We start from the raw sequence: 18,900 nt of genomic DNA, 5'->3' as shown, positions 1-18,900 counted from the left end.
CGTGATCGACCCAACAAATTTCGTCTCGTTGGTGGAGCTTATTCGTCATCGGGCGATAACGGCGCCGACGCATGAGGCGTTGATATTCCTCGACGACGGCGAGCGGGAAACCAGCCGCCTCAGTTACGAAGAACTCGATCGACGTGCCCGCGCGTTTGCGGCGCGACTTCAGGTGGACGGACTAGTTGATCAACGCGTACTGCTGTTATTGCCCTCCGGTCCATCTTATGTCGCGGCTTTTTTGGGGTGCTTGTACGCAAACGCGGTTCCGATTCCTGCTTATCCGCCGCCGAACAATATCCACGCCGAGCGCATCGGACACATTCTCGCCGATTGTGGCGCCAAAGCGGCGGTAGTCGAAGCCACGGCGCAATCGACTATACGAGCCCGATTAGCGCGCTATCTTCCCAGCGGACGCGATTACCCGCTGATTATGATAGACCCGTTGGGCGATTTGTCGGAATCGGCATGGGTTCAGCCCGCGCTGTTTCCCGACGCGCTCGCGTACCTGCAATACACCTCCGGATCGACCATGAACCCGCGCGGTATAAGGGTGACGCACGGCAATCTATGGGCGCATTGCCGCTATTTGCATGCTGGTTGGCAGGCGCATGAGCGCGATGTCTTCGTCACTTGGTTGCCGTTGTACCACGACATGGGATTGATCGGCGCCATCCTTGAGCCGCTTTCCGTCGGTGCCACCATCGTGCTGATGACAGCGATCGCATTCTTACAGAAGCCGTTGCGGTGGTTGTCGGCGATCAGTCGTTATCGAGGCACCATAACGTATGCGCCGAATTTCGCCTACGACCTATGCGCCGCGGCACGCGAAGAGACAGATCGAGAAATATTAGATCTGTCGTCATGGAACATCGCCGTGAACGGCGCCGAACCGGTTCGCGCGTCGACCATCGCCAGCTTCACGCGTCGTTTCGCATCCTGCGGTTTCCGCCCCGAAGCGATGAATCCCTGTTATGGCCTGGCGGAAGCGACGCTCGGTGTTTCTTATCATCGCCGGTTCAGCGATGTTTCCGTTTACGACGTTGACGCCGCAGCGTTGGAACATCATCGATTCGTGCCTACGTCGAACGCGAATGCACGAACTCGTTCTGTCGTTAGTTGCGGAAAAATATGGCCGGGTCTCGAGGTGACGATCGCGGAACCTAACACGGGTCGTGCCTGTTCCGATGGAGAGGTTGGAGAAATCTGGGTGCGCGGTCCGGCAGTGGCCGCTGGCTATTGGGGACAGCCGGAAAATACCCGGAGCGCGTTTCGGGCATGTCTCGCCGATGGTCAGGGTCCATTTCTACGCACTGGCGATCTCGGCGCATTGCATCAAGGCGAGCTCTACGTCACGGGTCGTCTCAAAGACCTCATCATCGTTCGTGGTCGCAACTATTACCCCCAGGATATCGAGCAGACCGTGTTTCGAGCGCATCCCGCGCTGAAGGTAGGGCACGGCGCGGCGTTTTCAGTGGACGCGCACGATCAGGAAAGACTCGTCATCGTCCAAGAGATTCGCCGCTCGCAACGTAAGCATCTCGATCCGGAAGAAGTCGTGCGTGCCATTCGTGACGCCGTGGCGGAGCAACATGGTATCGACGTCCATGCGGTTCAGTTGCTGAAGCCGGCTACTGTGCCCGTTACATCGAGCGGCAAGATTCAGCGCCAAGCGTGCAAGCAGGATTATCTACGCGGTCGCCGCCAACCGTTGCATGTGTGGTCCAAACCGGTCGCGGCGTTTGCACCGAGCGGCGCTGACGTCGACTGGACGATCGACGTTGGGAATGAACGTCATGCCATTTCTTATGAAGAAGCCGTCGCGTGGATTCGTCACTCGATCGCGCGTCAGAAGAATCTCGACACCGAACGCGACGCCTCGAATATCCCGCTCGACCAGCCGTTTACCCACTTCGGTCTGAACTCATTGGAATTGTCGGCGCTTGCTGCTGAGCTGTCGTCTTGGCGGCGACAGTCGGTGGAGCCGACGTTGTTCTACGATTACCCCAATACGCATGCGCTCGCGCGGCATCTGTCGGGCAATCCGTCCCGTTCGGAACCGACGCTTTCATCGAATCCGGCGCGGCCGACGGAGCCCATCGCGATCGTCGGTATGGCGTGTCGTTTTCCCGGCGCGGACTCCGTCGATGCCTTCTGGCACTTGCTTGAGACCGGTACGGATGCCATTCGCGAAGTTCCCAGCGCGCGCTGGCCGGCGCAAAACTATTATGCCGCCGATACCAACCTACCGGCTGGCAAGATGAACACCCGATGGGGCGGGTTTATCGACGGCATCGATGAGTTCGATCCCGAGTTTTTCGGGATCTCGCCGCGCGAGACGCAGAGCATGGATCCGCAGCAGCGGTTGCTGCTGTCGCTGACGTGGCACGCGCTCGAAGACGCCAATATCCCGATTGAAAACCTAGCCGGCAGCCGCACGGGCGTGTTCATCGGCGTGAGTACGTATGACTACTGGCAGTTGCAACTGCGCCATGGTGTTGGCACCGATGCTTATGCCGGGACCGGAAACTCCCTGAGCATCACGGCCAATCGCATTTCTTATTGCTTCGACCTGAGAGGCCCGAGCTGGGCGGTGAACACGGCTTGTTCGTCGTCGTTGGTTGCGGTTCATCAGGCGCGCGCGAGCTTGCTGGCCGGGGAGAGCGACGTGGCCATCGTCGGCGGAATTAATCTGCTGTTGGTGCCGGAGATCACCGTCGTGCTTTCCCAGGCGAGCATGATGTCACCAGAGGGTCGATGTAAGACCTTCGACGCGAGCGCTAATGGCTACGTACGCGGTGAAGGTTGCGGGGTGCTGATATTGAAGCGGCGTTCAGACGCGATGCGCGACAACGATCGCATTCTCGCGCTGATTGCGGGTTCCGCCGTGAACCAGGACGGAAAAAGCAACGGACTGACCGCTCCAAATGGCGAAGCCCAACAAGCCGTCATTCGCCAAGCGCTCGCGGCGGCGAACGTGGTGCCGCAACAAATCAGCTACATCGAAGCACACGGTACCGGGACGCACCTCGGTGATTCCATCGAAGTTAACGCATTGAAACATGTATACGGTGCTTCGGGATCGTCGCCACTGTGGCTCGGTTCGGTGAAAACGAACATCGGCCATCTGGAGTCCGCCGCCGGTGTCGCCGGGCTGATCAAGACCGTACTGATGCTACGACACAAAGAAATCCCGGCGAATTTACATCTGCAACAGTTAAATCCCTTGATCTCGCTAAGCGGAAGTCGTATGGCGATTCCAACCGTGTTGCAATCATGGAATAGCGAAGGTCCGCGTCTAGCGGGCGTAAGCTCGTTCGGCTTTGGTGGGACCAATGCCCATATCGTCCTTCAGGAGGCGATTGACGATGTGTCGACGAGACAAGTGCACACGGTCTCGTGGCATGTGCTGACGCTGTCGGCTAAAAGCAAAAATGCGTTGCGCGAATCGGCGGCGGCTGCGGCCAAGTATCTGAATGCTAACGTCGGGCGAATTTCCGTTGAGGAATTTTGTTATACCGCCGCGGCACGCCGCACGCATCATGCGTATCGCCTGGCGATGTTACTGCGCTCGCCGAACGAAGCAGCGATTTTGCTGCAGCGCGTGGGACGAGGCGAGAGCGTAGCCGAGGTTCGCACCTCATTCGTTGCGCAGCCCCCTGAAGGGAAGGTGGCATTCTTGTGCACCGGTCAAGGCGCGCAATATTGGCGCATGGCGCAGGGGCTGTACCAAAACCATGCCGGTTTTCGCGCCGTGCTCGACCGCTGCGATGAAATCCTTCGGGATTTAGCGGGTCGGTCGCCGATTGCACACCTTATATATAGTGACGCGGACCAGACCGCGGAACTCGATCAGACGGTTCATGCCCAGCCCGCGTTATTCTCCATTGATTATGCACTCGCTGCGCTCTGGCAAAGTGGCGGCTTGCGACCGGATTATCTCATCGGACACAGCCTCGGCGAATACGTTGCGGCCTGCATCGCTGGGGTGTTTAGCCTAGAGGATGCGCTGAAACTGGTCGTGCACCGTGGCCGTCTCATGCAGGAGCGTGTGCCAGCGGGGGTGATGGTCGCTGTTCGAGGAGCGGCGGCAACGATTTCGAATCTATCGAAGGCGTTCGAGTCGCAACCGCCCGACCGATGCGCTATCGCGGCGCGCAACAGCCCCGAGGACGTTGTGCTTTCCGGCGACGAGGCTGCACTGCACGCGTGGCTCGCACCCTGGATGACCCCAAGCGGTGAATGCAACGTGGTCGTTACGCCGCTGCATGTCAATCGCGCGTTTCATTCGCCACTGATGACACCCATGCTCGATGAGTTCGCACGCGTGGCGCGTGAGATCACGTATTCACCACCGACGATTCACGTGATCTCGAACGTATCCGGAGACATCGCCGGCGGCGAGATCGCTACACCGGATTATTGGGTCAGGCACGTCATGGCGCCGGTGCAATTCGCTCGCGGGTTACGCACGCTCGCCGATGCGGGTTGTCGCGTGTTCGTCGAGGTCGGACCACATCCGGTACTGAGCGCGTTTGGACAGAAGATGACGCCGAACGCGACGTGGTTGCACAGCCTACGGCGCACGCCGGTCGATGTGCGCGATGACGAGGCTGAGTTCCTGACGGGTCTGGCGCAGTGGTACGTGTCCGGAGGAACGATCGACTGGAAGCGTTGGTACCAAGCCCGACAAGGGAATGACTATAAGCCCCCGAAGCCGGTTTCGCTGCCGCATTATCCATTTGAGGTGCATCGTTATTGGTACAAACCGCGTCACGAGTTGGCGTCGTTCGCTGTTTCCAATCTTTCGGACAATCTCCATCCTTTGCTCGGCCGAGGGCTCGATTTGGTCGACCTTCCCGGTAGATATTATTTCCGCAGCCTGCTGACGCAAGAGAATCCCGATTTCGTTTCTCAGCATCGCGTATTTGGAACGCCGGTGTTGCCCGGTGCGGCGATCGTGGAATGGCTGTGTGCCGCGGTCGAGGAGGTTTGTAACACTAGGCCGGCTGGCTGGGTCTTGGAGGGTATCGCCTTCAAGGAAGCGATAACGATACGCGATCAGGACGCGCTGGAGACGCAGACCATCGTCGAAAACGTTGGTAACGAAAGGTTTCATATCCGTTGTTTCGGCCGCGTCGTGAACGGCAACGATTGGAAAGAACGTTTCTGCGCGACGGCATCGGCAGTAGCGCAACTTCCTGTCGTGGAACGATTGACGCCGGCACAAGTGACCCAGCGCTGGTCGGAGTATGCGCTCGATGGATATTACGAGCGCCTATCCGGTTTAGGGTTCGAATTCGGACCGGTCTTCCGCGGTCTCAAACGACTATGGCGGCACGAGCAGGAAGCGCTCGCCTGGATCGAGAGCACGGCAACGGAAAACGATCGATTCGTTTTGCATCCGTGCGTGCTCGATGCCTGCACGCACGCGCTGTTGTCGTTCGCCCTAGAGCGCCAGCAAGATCCGCGAGGAGAGTACGCGCTGCTGCCGGTCGGTACACGCAAACTGACGATCCGTTCCCGTTTGCCGCGCGCGTTTTGGTGCCGAATGATATGGCGCACCGGCGCGACATCTAGTCACTATGAATCCGATTTGACGCTGTTCGATGAAGCAGGGGAAGCGCTCGTCGTTATCGAAGGCATGCAGTTTATCGAAACGCCGCACGCGGTAATTGCCGCTGCGCAAGAGCAGCTACCGAATTTCTATGGCATCGAATGGGTGCCGCTTGCGACACCCAAGGTATCAACGATGTTCACGCGTGCGACGCCGGAACGATGGTTGATAGTCGTCGCGAATGATGAACAGGTGCGTGAGTGGCAGGTGCAATTTGGCAAGTTGGGTAAGGAGGTGATCGCCGCGTACGCAAGTGCGGCATTTTCGCGCATCGGTCCCAGCTCGTTCGTGCTGGATGTTGGTGTGAGCCGCGATTGGCAGCGGCTTTTCGATACATTGCGCGCCGAGGACATCGCTGTTAATGGACTGTTGCTCGATGGCGCTTCGTTTGTCGAGGTGCAGGAAGAAGCGGATGTGGAGCGGGTGTATCGCGTCGCCGAAATCGCGTTTCAATCGTTGCAGCACTTTCTGCGGGTAAGCGCAGTGGATCGGCCGCAGATCGTCATTGTTACCCGCCATGCGCTTCGTATTGCGAACGCGATGAGCGAGAGCGGTTTAGCGCAAAGCCCGCTGACGGGGTTGACCAAAGCCATCATCGTCGAATATCCGCAACTGAAGTGTTTACAAGTCGATTTGGATCCGGCGCGCCGGGACGATTCACTTGAGACGCTGTTGACGGCGGCGGCACAGTTGTCCGGTGTCGGGCAAATCGTACAGCGCGGCGAGCGTTGGTACTCGGCTCAGCTTAAAAAGTTGATGTGTTGTGAAACCACCCACGCGTCGATCGTTCGGCGTGATGCAACCTATCTTATTACCGGCGGTTTGCGCGGTCTCGGTCTGGCGGTCGCGCAGTGGTTGGTGGCGCAAGGGGCACGCTCACTGGTATTGCTGGGTCGCCGCTTACTACCGGATATCGAAACGGAATTGGCGTTATTGCGTGCAGCTGGCGCGCACGTCGAAGCGTTGATGGTCGACGTGAGCGACTTGGCGGGAGTGGCGCGCGTGTTTGCGCACGTTGCGCAAAATTTGCCGCCGTTGCGAGGAATAATTCACGCCGCCGGCATAACGGACGACGCGGTACTGGAGCAACTCGATTGGTCGCGTTTCCGCAGTGTCATGGACGCCAAGGTGCGCGGTGCCTGGAATCTGCACACCATTACAAGCAACACGACTCTCGATTTCTTCGTGTTGTTTTCATCGATGGCGTCGTTGATCGGTTCGCCCGGTCAGGCGAACTACGTTGTCGCCAATTCCTTCCTCGATACGTTAGCCGAGTATCGTCGCGCGTTGGGAATGAAGGCGCTCAGCATTAATTGGGGGCCATGGTCCGATATCGGTATGGCCGCGCGCCGCGGTCTGATAGATCGTTTCGCCGCACAAGGCGTGCGCGGCCTCTCGATGCAAGCCGGACTGCGGGCATTGGCGGCGGCGCTGCATTCCGACGTAGCGCAGATTGGCGTATTCGATGTCGATTGGACACGCGTTGCCGCCGCCACACGCGTTGAGCCGTACGCATTGTTGTCCGAGGTCGGTCGTGTTGATGCAGCATCAGTGCAAGTTGACATCGTTGCCGATCAACCGGTATCCCGGGAGCAACTCGGCAACATGGAACACGGCGCTGCCAAAGCGCATATCCTAAATCGTCTGCTGCACTTAGTAGTAACGATATTGAAATTGAGCAATGCCAGACACGCGGAGTTGGCGCCGGTGTTTGGGCAATGGCGCCTCAATCAGCTGGGCCTGGATTCGTTGATGGCGGTGCAGTTGCGCAATCGTTTGCTGGCGGATCTTGGCGTCGATATCCCGATTCACCTGCTTATCGGCGGATCGACCGGGACCGATGTGGTTGATCTGATTTATCGTCACTGCGTGTTGAACCGGATCACGAGCGCGGTTGCCGTCGAACAGGGTACCGAGAACGAGGAATTTATTCTGTGAGTCTCGATACTCTGCTTAGCGAATTGACGAAGGCTGGCGTGCAGCTGCGTTTAGCCACGGACGACCGGCTCTCGGTAAGCGCGCCCAAAGGCAGCGTCAACGAAACGCTGCGCGCCCATATCGCCGAACACAAGTCGGTGCTGATCGAGTGGTTGAAGCAACATCGCGACGCCGAGTCGATCGACGAGGCGATCCCGTCGATTGTCCCCGATCCCGCGCGATGGTACGAGCCGTTTCTCATGGCGGATTTGCAGGCAAGTTTTCTCGTCGGGCAGAACGAGGACATGGAGTATTACGTGCGCCCGCATTTTTATATCGAGAATGATTTCGCGGAGTTGGACGTCGAGCGCTTCGAAGCGACGTTGAACGCGGTGCTATATCAGCAGCGGCACAATCTTCCGCTGCTGCGGCCGGATTTGCAGCTACAAGTGCCGCTCGTATGGCAGCCGTTGAAGCTCAAGGTCGACGATCTGCGCCATCTCACCGCTGACGAAGCGCAGACGGCATTGCTGAAGACGCGCGACGCGATGTCGCGCGAAATCCTGCCGCTCGATCGCTGGCCGTCGGAGGATTTTCGCGTCAGCCGCTACGCCGGCGCGCGCGTGCGGTTGCATATCAATCACAATAATTTTTTCGGTGACGGTTACGGCACGATGAAATTGTTCGCGACGATAATGGAATGTTATCGCCGCCCGCGGCCGTTGCCGGAATTGAGCCTGGCATTCCGCGATTGTGTGTTGGCGTTGGCGCGACTCGAGGCATCGCTGCTCGGTCAGGCATCGCGGCGCTATTGGGAGGAGCGCCTCGCCGCGCTACCGGGTCCGCCATCGATACCGCTCGCCGCCGGTCACGTTGCACGCCGGCGATCTTTTTTGAGTTGCCGCAAGCTCAGGTTGCCGGCGTCGCAGTGGGCGCGGTTCAAACAGTTTGCCTATCGATTCGGCATCACGCCGAGTAACGCGTTGACGGCGGTGTACGCCGAAATTATCTCGAGTTGGAGTGGATCGCGCCATTTCCTGTTCAACCACATGGTGACGCATCGTTTTCCGATGCATCCGCAGATCATGGAGGTTTACGGCAACTTCGCGTCACTCTATCCGCTGGAAGTCGATTGGCGCGCACACGAGACGTTTCACCAGCGGGCACAGCGCCTGCAGACGCGACTCACGACCGATATGCGGCATCTGTATTGGAGCGGCATGAAGGTGTTGCAGGCGCTCAATCAAGCGCAGAAGACGCCAGGACGCGCGCCGTGTCCGTTCGTGGTCGGCAGCGGATTATTCATCAAGGAGTGGGAGGAATTTTATTTCAGTTGCCTCGAGACGTCGCAGGTGCTGCTGGATTATCAGTTCTGGGAGGTTCCGGACGGATCGTTGCTGGTCAGTTGGGATGCGATCGAAGCGTGTTTCCCGTCTGGGTTGATCGACGCGATGCAGCACGGTTACGAAACGCTGCTCGCAAAACTCGCCGACGACGAAGCGGCGTGGCGGCGGTCATCGTTCGATCTGCTGCCGAGCGCGCAGCGCGACCAGCGCGCCCGGATCAACGAGACCTCGTACCCGCTCTACGAGGCATTGTTGACACAAGGACTCTCGACCAGCGCCGATGGTTTCCCCGAGAGACCGGCAGTCATCACCGATGAGCGCACGCTGACGTACGCCGAGCTATACGCCGCCGCCAACCGTCTCGCCCAATGTTTGAAGCAAGCAGGCGCACAACCGGGCGAGCGCATTGCCATTTTGCTCGAAAAGGGCAGCGAGCAAGCGGTGGCGGTTTTCGGCATCCTCGCCGTCGGCGCGGCCTATGTGCCGATCGATCCGCACTGGCCGGCGGAGCGTGTGCACTTCGTGTTGAAGAACATCGACGCGCGCGCGGTAGTGACGAGTCGGCGTTTGCAAACCGTTTCCGTCATCCTTGATTCTTTTCCCACGGCGAGAGGCGGGAGTGAGGAGGGCCATCGTGACGTTCGAGCCGTCTACGTCGACGATATCGAGCGCTCGCCATTCGCTGACGCGCCGCTTCTAGCGACGCGGCGAGCAACCGACCTGGCCTACATCATCTACACGTCCGGCTCCACCGGCGTGCCCAAGGGTGTGATGATCGACCACGGTGGTGCGCTCAATACCGTGCTCGACATCAATCGTCGTTTCGGTGTGACGAAGGACGACGTGATATTCGGCGTCTCCTCGCTCTGCTTCGATCTCTCCGTCTACGATCTTTTCGGTGCCGCCGCCGCAGGTGCCACGCTCGTGCTGCCATCCACCACGCCTGAACCGGAGCCTGCCAGGTGGATCGATTCGATCCAGCAACACGCAGTGACGGTGTGGAACTCCGTGCCGGCGTTAATGCAACTGCTGGTCGACGCCGCGGCGATTGTCGGGGCGCAATTACCGTCGTTGCGACTCGTTATGTTGAGCGGCGACTGGATCCCGGTCGCGTTGCCGGCGCAGATCAAACGCGTCGCGCCGAACGCGCGTATCGTGAGCTTGGGCGGCGCCACCGAGGCGTCGATCTGGTCGATTTATTATCCGATCGAGCACGTCGATTCCTCCTGGGTCAGCATTCCCTACGGTAAACCGTTGGCCAACCAGACCTGGCATGTCTTGGACGAGAACGGCGAGGATGCACCAATTTGGGCGCCTGGATACCTATATATAGGTGGCCGCGGTCTGGCCCTGGGATATTGGGGTGACCCGCAAAAAACCGACGCTGTTTTCGTGCCCCACCCGCGCACCGGCGAACGGCTCTACCGCACGGGTGACCTCGGTCGCTATCTGCCGGACGGCAACATCGAATTCCTCGGCCGTGCTGATTTGCAGGTGAAGATTCAGGGTTATCGCGTTGAGCTTGGGGAGATCGAAGCGGTATTGGTTCAGCATTCCCAAGTACAGGCGGCGGCGGTCATCGTTAGCGTCACGCCGGTGGGAAAGCAGCTCGTTGCCTTCGTTGTTGCCGACGCCGGTTCTCGCGCGAGTCTTTCGCTGCACGCTCTTCCCGCCAGGGAAAACGCGATTCCTTCTGGAGCATGGGTAGAGATGAAGGACGCGTTGCAACGTTATCTCCGCACGAAGCTCCCCGCCTACATGCTGCCGTCACACATCGTGCCGTTGGCGCAGTTGCCACTGACGGCGAACGGAAAAGTGGATCGCGCGGCGCTCGCTAAACTCGGACCCGCTGGACAGGCGAAGCGCGAATTCGTTGCGCCGCGCAACGACACCGAACGGAAACTCGCTGCGATTTGGCAAGAGGTGCTCGCGGTCAAGCCTGTCGGCGTACACGACGACTTCTTCGACCTCGGCGGCCAGTCGTTCGCCGCCGTGCGCGTGATGACGCGCATCGAACAGGAATGCGGGCGACGTTTGCCGTTGGGCCTGTTGCTCGAGGACGGAACCATCGAGACGCTTGCGCGCAGATTGCAAAAGCAAGCGACCTGGTCGCCGCTGGTGCCGCTGCGCACGACGGGCGAGGGCGCGCCGTGCTTTTTCGTGCACCCAGCCGGCGGCAACGTGCTGTGTTATCGGGGGTTGGCACAGAAGCTCGATCGACCGTTCTACGGCCTGCAAGCGCCCGGGCTTTTCGGCGAACAGCCGCCGCTCGAGAGCATCGAACAGATGGCGGCGTTGTATCTGGCGGCGATACGAAAGCGGCGGCCGCGAGGTCCGTATCTGCTTGGCGGTTGGTCGAGTGGCGGCGCGATTGCTTTCGAGATGGCGCGTCAGCTCGAAAGCACCGGCGAAGAGGTGGAGCGTGTGGTGATGATCGACGCCGCCGCACCGATGCAAGATGGGCCGGTCGACAATGTCACCTTGTTGCGCTGGTTCCTCGAAGATTTCGACGTTGGCATCGACGTGAGCTGCCTACGACGCGAAGACGTCGAGGTAGAACCCGAGCGAGCGCTGGTACTAGCACTCGACCTCATGCGCGCGCATCGATCCATTCACGCCAATCTCGATTCGCAGCAGCTGGTGTACATGCTGGCGATTTTTACGCGCACGGTTCGCGCCGCGCGTCGTTACCGGCCCACGCCCATCACCGCCGACATCAGCGTGTTGCGCGCCGCCGATGGCAGCGTCGGTGAGTTTTCCGATCATCCGAGCTTGACGGCGGAAGACTGGGGCTGGTTGGGTTTTACGTCAGGGGCGGTGCATTGCGCGCGCGTACCGGGCACGCACTACACCGTGTTGAGTGAGAGCAACGTCGATACCGTCGCCGCCGTCGTACGATCACACCTCGAACGAAAACGGTTTCCGCAGGCGATCGACTGTGGCTAGGGAAGCCCTGAATAATTCACGTCGCGTGCGCTATGCGCACGGATCATCTTAATCGTGCGCATGGCGCACGCTACAAGTATGAATACATCTGAGGTTCCCTAGGTCAATAGCGAGGCGCAACACCATGAAGGATACCGAGCACGAGTCTACTGAAAAACTTATCGCACAAGGCTGGACCATGATGTTCCTGGCGGTCCTGTCGATATTTCTTACGGAAATAATGATGATCGTTGCCGCGATAGATTTGACGCCATGGCAACTGCTGTTGTTGAAGAAGAAATTTTTCGATATGCGCGGCCCACTGGCGCTGCTGTTGGCATTGTATGTTTTCGCACCCATGTTGGCCCTCACCGTGAAAGGGTACTGGTTTCGGTGGGCGGCAGTGGGACTGACCGTTGGTTTCACGCTGATTGTCGGCGCGCACAACGTCAGGCACCTGTTACTCGGAGATAAACCGCTCGTGCTCTACTTGCCGGATTTTGCGCATCATGCGCTCGGAGTCTGGGTAACACTGATCGCGATACGTTGGGCCAGGGAGCCGCGATCCGGGTTCGACATCGATGCCAATGTCGTCGGCACATCGGCGGTCTGATCATCGTCCGTCAGAGCGCCGCCGCGAGTGCTGCAACGCTGGTGCTCGCGTAACGAAAATGAACTGGTCATCGGATTGAATCAATGATGGAACAATTTCTTACGGAACTGAACCAGCTGGGTGTGAAACTTCGCCTGGAACGGGACGAGTTGCGCATCCAGGCGCCCGTGGGTGTGTTGAACGACGAACTGCGTCATGCGTTGCAGTTGCACAAGTCCGAGCTTCTGGAATTGTTGCGCGCACAGACGTCGGACGCGGAAGAGGCGTCGGGCGCATGGACTCCCGACGCCGCCAATCGCTTTCAACCATTTCCGCTCACCGATCTACAGCACGCCTATTGGCTCGGGCGCGATGGTGCGATCGAAATGGGCGATGTCGCGACACATTTCTATGTCGAGTTCGATTGCGCCGCGCTGGATATCGAGCGCCTCAACGATGCGTTGTGCCGCGTGATCGAGCGCCACGACATGCTGCGCGCGGTAGTCGACAGTACCGGCCTGCAGCGTGTGTTGCCCGAGGTGCCGCGCTATCGGATCGAGGTCGGCGATCAGCGTCGAGCCATATCTGCGCACATCGAACAGGCGACCGTGGCAGTGCGCGCGGCGCTGTCGCACCAAGTTTTTCGACCGGATCGTTGGCCGCTGTTCGAGATCCGCGCGACCCTGTTGCCGGACGAGCGCGTGCGTTTGCATCTCAGTGTCGATCTCCTGATGCTTGACGTGTGGAGCCTATCGTTGTTTCTGCGCGAATGGCATCAGTTTTATGAACAACCGCGGTATCAGCCGCCGGCGCTTGAGTTTTCGTTTCGCGATTACGTGTTGGCGGAGCAGGTGCTGCACGACTCGGCGGCGTATCGCCGCGCGCAGAATTACTGGATGGCGCGCATCGACTCGCTTCCGCCCGCGCCGGCGCTGCCGTTGCGCACCGATCCCGCCGCGCGCCGATCGCCGCGCTTTCACCGGCATGAACGGCTGCTCGATAAGACGCGCTGGAATACGCTCAAGGTCGAGGCGCGGGCGCGTGGGCTCACGCCGTCGAATTTGGTGATGGCGCTATACGCGGAAGTGCTAGCGCGTTGGAGTCAGAGTGCGCATTTCACGCTGAACGTCACGAGCGGGCTGCGCCGGCAGCTGCATCCCGACGTGAACCGCGTGCTTGGCGAGTTCACGTCGACGCTGATGCTGGAGGTGGACCGGCGCGACCCGCGACTGACGTTCGTCGAATTCGCGCAACGCTTACAGCAGCAGTTTCTGACCGACCTCGATTACGCTCAGCTGAGTGGCGTGACCGTCATGCGCGAATGGGCCAGACGTAACGGCGCGCCGTTGCAAGCGACGCTGCCGGTGGTCTACACCAGCGGACTGATCTGGAGCGACGCCGACGCGATTACCGACACCGAGCAGTTCGGGCGCATGGGTTATAACATCAGCCAGGCATCGCAGGTGTGGCTCGATCACGATGTGTTGGAACAGCGCGATGGTCTGTTACTGATCTGGGACGTGGCCGATGCCGTGTTCGACGATGGCGTGCCGGAGGCGATGTTCGCGGCTTACAATCGCGCGCTCGAGCGGCTGTGCGCGGATGCGTCGGCTTGGCAGTGCCGCGATATCGTCGAGTTGCCCGAGGACATGCAACTTCGGCGCGCGCCGATCGATCGGATATCGGCGGCGCTGCCGTCGCAACGCTTGCAGGGAGAATTTGTCGCGCGCGCACGCGCTGCGCCGCAGACGCCGGCCATTTTTTCGCCCACGCGCACCATGACGTACGGCGAGTTGCTCGGCGAAAGCGTTGCCGTCGCCGATTGGTTGATGCGCCACGGTCTGCGCGCCGACCGACCGGTCGCGGTGTTGATGCGCAAAGGTTGGGAGCAGCTGGTCGCGGTATACGGCGTGCTGCTCGCTGGTGGCGCGTATTTACCGATCGATGCCGATTTGCCGGCGCGGCGCCAGCAAGAGCTGCTGCGCCTCGGCGGCATCGCGCAGTTGCTGACGCAGCCGGGAGTGGTCCCGGTAGCGATCGCGGCAGGTTGCGACGTGCTCGAGATCGATGGCAGCCGCCGTGGCGAGTTCGACACCGCGCATCGGCGCTCGCTCGAGGGCGCGCTCGATGGGCTGGCATATGTCATTTTTACGTCCGGCACGACCGGCGTTCCCAAAGGGGTGATGATCGAACATCGCGCGGCGATGAACACGATCGAGCAGGTGAATCGTTTGCTCGGCGTCTCGGCGCAGGATCGTGTGTTGTCGGTGTCGTCGCTCAGTTTCGATCTTTCGGTGTACGACAGCTTCGGTCCGCTCGCCGCCGGCGGTGCACTCGTGTTGCCCGATGCGCGCAAGGCGCATGATCCGTTTCATTGGTGCGCGCTAATTGCGCAGTCGCGCGTAACGTTGTGGAATTCCACGCCGCAACTTATGCGTATGCTGATCGACAGCTTCCACGACGACGGACGCGAGATGACGGCGCTGCGTGCCGTGTTGCTGAGCGGCGATTTCATTCCGCTCGATCTGCCGCAGCGGATTCGCGCGCGCTATTCCGATGCAACGCTGATTGCGCTCGGTGGCGCAACCGAGGCGTCGATCTGGTCGAATTATTTTCCGATCGAGACCGTCTCGCCCGACTGGGCCAGTATTCCGTACGGCAAACCGTTGCCGAATCAGACGCTCTGGGTGTACGACGCGGCGCTGCGGCCGTGTCCTGATCATGTTACAGGTCGGATTTTCATCGGCGGCGCCGGATTGGCGCGCGGGTATTGGTGCGACGACGAAGCCACCGCCGCGCGTTTCATCGTGCATCCGCAAACGGGGGAGCGCCTGTACGACACCGGCGATTTGGGACGTTACGCGGCTGATGGCAACGTTATCATCGTCGGGCGCAACGATCGTCGGGTAAAAATACGCGGACATCGCGTGGAGCTGGGCGAGATCGAAGCAGTGTTGCGCCAGCATCCGCAGGTGAAGCAGTGTGTCGTTGTGTTCGATGCCGAGCGAGCTGGGACGCGCCAGCTGACGGCGTACATCGAAACGACCGAAACCGGACTGGATGTGCAAGCGCTGAAGGATTATCTGTCGCGGCGCTTGCCGGAGTACATGGTGCCCCGTGCGATGGTGGCGCTCGAACGCCTGCCGATAACCGGCAACGGCAAGATCGATTACCGTGCGTTGCCGCCGGTCGAGGAGCCGGACAGCGCGACGCGCGCATGCGTGGCACCGCGCGACGAGGCGGAGCGCGCGATTCTCGCGATATGGTCGCGCGTCATCGGCGGGGTTGAAATCGGCGTGACCGATAATTTCTTCGAGTTCGGCGGCGATTCCATTCAGGCCACGCAGTTGGTGCGAGAGATCAACGCGGCGCTGCCGTCGTTCCGACTCGAGATGCATGAGTTATTCGAGAACGTCACGATCGAATCGTTGGCAGCGTTACATCGGCGTCGTGGTACACCGATACCGGGTGACGCGTCGCCAACGGTAGAGATAGCGTCGATCGATCGTGACACTATGCTGGCGGACATCGCTACGGCGATTACACGTGTCGCTGCGCTTGATGGTAGCGCTGCACGCCGCCCACCATCTGCGCCGCAAAACATTTTGTTGACCGGTGGGACCGGCTGGATCGGCGCGCACGTGTTGGCCGAGTTGTTGGCACGCACGCGGGCGAAAATTTACTGCCTGGTTCGGACACGCGACGCCGCCGAGGGTGCCGCACGTTTGTTCGACATGATGCAGCAGTGCGGTATTGAGGTCGATCAATCGTGGCGAGATCGTGTGCAACCGGTGTGTGGTGACTTGGCGGAGCCGCAATGGGGACTGCAACCACCGACGTGGCGCGATCTCTGCGACTCCGTCGATTCCATCTACCATTTGGGCGCCTCGCTCAACGTGCTTGCCCATTACACCGCTCATCGAAAAACCAACGTGAGCTCCGCAGTGTGGGCGTTGCAGCTCGCGACCGAACGATGGACTAAGCCGGTCTTTTTCGTTTCGCCGATGACCGTATGCCGGCGCCATAGAAACGGTGAGCTGGTGATCTTGCACGAGGAGCGCGCACATACCGATTCGGAAGGATTGCTCACTGGCTATGCGCAATCCAAGTGGGCTGCTGAGCAGGTATTCCTTACCGCGGTGGAGCGAGGACTGCCCGTAAAGATTTATCGAAGCTCGCATGCGTTGCCGTCGGCGCGTAGCGGCCGGGTAAAACCCAACGACACCTACGTGAATGTGTTGCGTGCCGCGTGTGCCGCCGGTTCGGTGCCCGATTGGAGCGATTCGCTGTTCTACGGCGTTCCGGTGGATGTCTTGGCGTATCTAGTGGTCGAGAACTCACTCATTAGCGACGACTACCGTGGACTTGTCCATATCGATAATCACAATCCGCTTAGCGTTACGTCGATTCTGGAAATTCTTTTAGCCGACAAGGAGCTTGTATCTCGCATCTCAATCGCGGAATGGAAGTCGAAGTGCCGGGAAGTTGCCGCCCGATTGTCGTGGGAGGGCGCAAGGTTTGCTTCTATGCTGTTTGCGGACCGGTCATTGGGCGCGGCGGTGGAGCATATGTTTCATGCGCATCCGCTCGATACCGGGTACTTCGATCGCTGCGGCCAGGCGAGCAAACTCGCTAACCTGACGCCGCCGGAATATTGGCTCCGTCTTCGGCGTAGTCTGCATGGCTAATCAAAACATATGACGGCCTCTGTCGACGACATTGACTTTCTTATCGTCGGTGCCGGCTCCGCGGGAGCGGTTCTCGCCAGTCGTTTGAGCGAGGATCGCGAACGACGCGTGTTGTTGGTGGAATCGGGTCCGGACCAGCCGGTGACGACGGAGATGCTGCAGGCGATGCGCGATGCGAATCAGCCGGCGGTAGCGCCCGGCCTGAACTGGAATATACGTGCGTCGATCAAGGGCGCTGCGACCGCGCAGGCGTCGCACGGACTGCGTGGTAGCAGCGGCGTTTTCGGGTATAACCCAGGAAGGGTGGTCGGTGGATCGTCGGCGGTCAATGCCGCCCAGGCATTGCGCGGGACACCACAGGATTACGATCAGTGGGCGGCCGAATGCGGCGTACAGTGGGGGTGGGAAAATTGCTTACGCTATTTCCGGGCGCTGGAGGATGACCTGTTGGGCCCGGACGATCTGCATGGGCGCGGCGGACCGATACCGATACGGCGCGAACGCAAGGACGAACTGCGGCCGTTGCAAGCAGCGCTGATGGCGTCGTGTATCGCGCACGGTTTTCCCGAGACGTCGGATCTCAACAATCCACAGACCCCCGGCGTCGGCATTATTCCGAGGAATGTCGTCGATGGGGTACGGATGTCGACGGCGTTGACGTATCTCGAAGCGGCACGCCGCCGCTCGAATCTGACGCTGCTCGCCGACACGCATGTCCATCGGATTCTTTGGTCCGGTAGGTACACCTGCGGCGGTGTCGAGGCTGACGTCGCCGGAACCCCACGACGTTTGTTGGCGCGCAATGTGATTCTCTGCGCCGGTGCCGTCGGCACGCCGGCGATACTGATGCGCTCCGGTATCGGCGATCCGGCGGCGCTTGCACCCCTGGGCATCGAGGTCAGACAGGCGTTACCCGGCGTTGGCTCGGGGCTCATGGATCATCCCGCGGTCGGCATTTGGGGTGTGCCGAAGCCGGATGTTTGCATCCCGGGCGAGCCGTCGCGGCAGACGCTGCTGCGCTACTCCTCTCGCCGGACGCATTATGCGGATGACATGGAGATCTGCGTACTGGCGAGCATGAACGCGCATGCGTTATTGCCGCAATTGCGCGCAATCTCGGAGGCGCCGACGATCGTCGGCGCGCTCGTCACTCTCATGAAGCCAAGTTCTCGCGGCGTGGTTCGTCTCACCTCGGCGGACCCGCGGGCGTCGCCACAGGTCGCGCTCAATTGCCTCGGCGAGCCGAGCGATGTCGCGCCGCTCAAGGAAGGGGTACGACTGGCGTGGCAGCTGTTGCAGCATGGCGAGCTTTGTTCCCGCTTCGATCGGGTACTTGCATGGACCGACGGCATGATTAACTCCGACGTCGCGCTGCAACAGGCAGTCGCGACCCTCGTGCGACCGAGCGCGCACCTATGCGGCTCGGCAAAGATGGGCCGCTCTCCCGATGACGGCGCCGTGGTTGACGCAAGCGGGCGGGTTTATGGCGTAGATAACCTGTGGGTGGCGGATGCGTCGATCATGCCGACGATCCCGAGCGCACCGACGAATCTTACGTGCATCATGATCGGGGAGAAGATTGCGTCCCAGCTGTGCCGACATCCGCCCGGATGTTGAGATAATCCGCCGAGATATTCACCATGCTTAATCTCAACCTTAAAAGTTATTGAGGATCAGTAGTGTCCGGACGTTAATCGAATAAAGTCAGCTGATTAGCCGCAAGCGCCTGGATGTCATCCGTGATGATGTTATTAAGTAGCTGATCCAATGGCATTCGCTCGAACAAGGTCAGACTCAAGATCTGTAGCATTTCAT

At 60.0% G+C, this 18,900-nt stretch carries 5 protein-coding genes; all 5 read left to right on the top strand.

Features of this window, described 5'->3' with window-relative positions; translation table 11 throughout:
• Position 1 precedes the first annotated feature (1 nt).
• The 5 genes from HY308_10260 (at position 2) to HY308_10240 (ending at position 18,702) form a co-directional block, all read left to right on the top strand.
• Complete coding sequence (locus HY308_10260; GenBank protein ID MBI3898664.1) at positions 2-7,555, top strand: SDR family NAD(P)-dependent oxidoreductase; 7,554 nt, start codon at positions 2-4, stop codon at positions 7,553-7,555.
• A complete protein-coding gene (locus tag HY308_10255) occupies positions 7,552-11,826 on the top strand; it encodes an amino acid adenylation domain-containing protein (GenBank protein MBI3898663.1) in 4,275 nt (1,424 codons plus the stop codon). The genes HY308_10260 and HY308_10255 overlap by 4 nt, the downstream gene beginning before the upstream one ends.
• A gap of 124 nt (positions 11,827-11,950) precedes the next feature.
• Entirely contained in the window at positions 11,951-12,418 is a 468-nt protein-coding gene (locus HY308_10250; protein MBI3898662.1) for a hypothetical protein, read from the top strand.
• 83 nt (positions 12,419-12,501) lie between these two features.
• Positions 12,502-17,085 carry an amino acid adenylation domain-containing protein gene (locus HY308_10245; GenBank protein ID MBI3898661.1) on the top strand — a complete coding sequence of 1,528 codons (4,584 nt, stop codon included), beginning with the start codon at positions 12,502-12,504 and terminating at the stop codon, positions 17,083-17,085.
• Between the two features lie 9 nt (positions 17,086-17,094).
• Positions 17,095-18,702 (top strand): GMC family oxidoreductase N-terminal domain-containing protein, encoded by a 1,608-nt coding sequence (locus HY308_10240; protein ID MBI3898660.1) that lies wholly within the window; start codon positions 17,095-17,097, stop codon positions 18,700-18,702.
• The last annotated feature ends 198 nt before the right edge of the window (positions 18,703-18,900 follow it).

The organism is Gammaproteobacteria bacterium (assembly GCA_016199745.1).
Classification (GTDB): Bacteria; Pseudomonadota; Gammaproteobacteria; order Acidiferrobacterales; family Sulfurifustaceae; genus JACQFZ01.
Note: the sequence above shows the minus strand (reverse complement) of the source record. Positions and strands in the feature narration are given on the sequence as shown.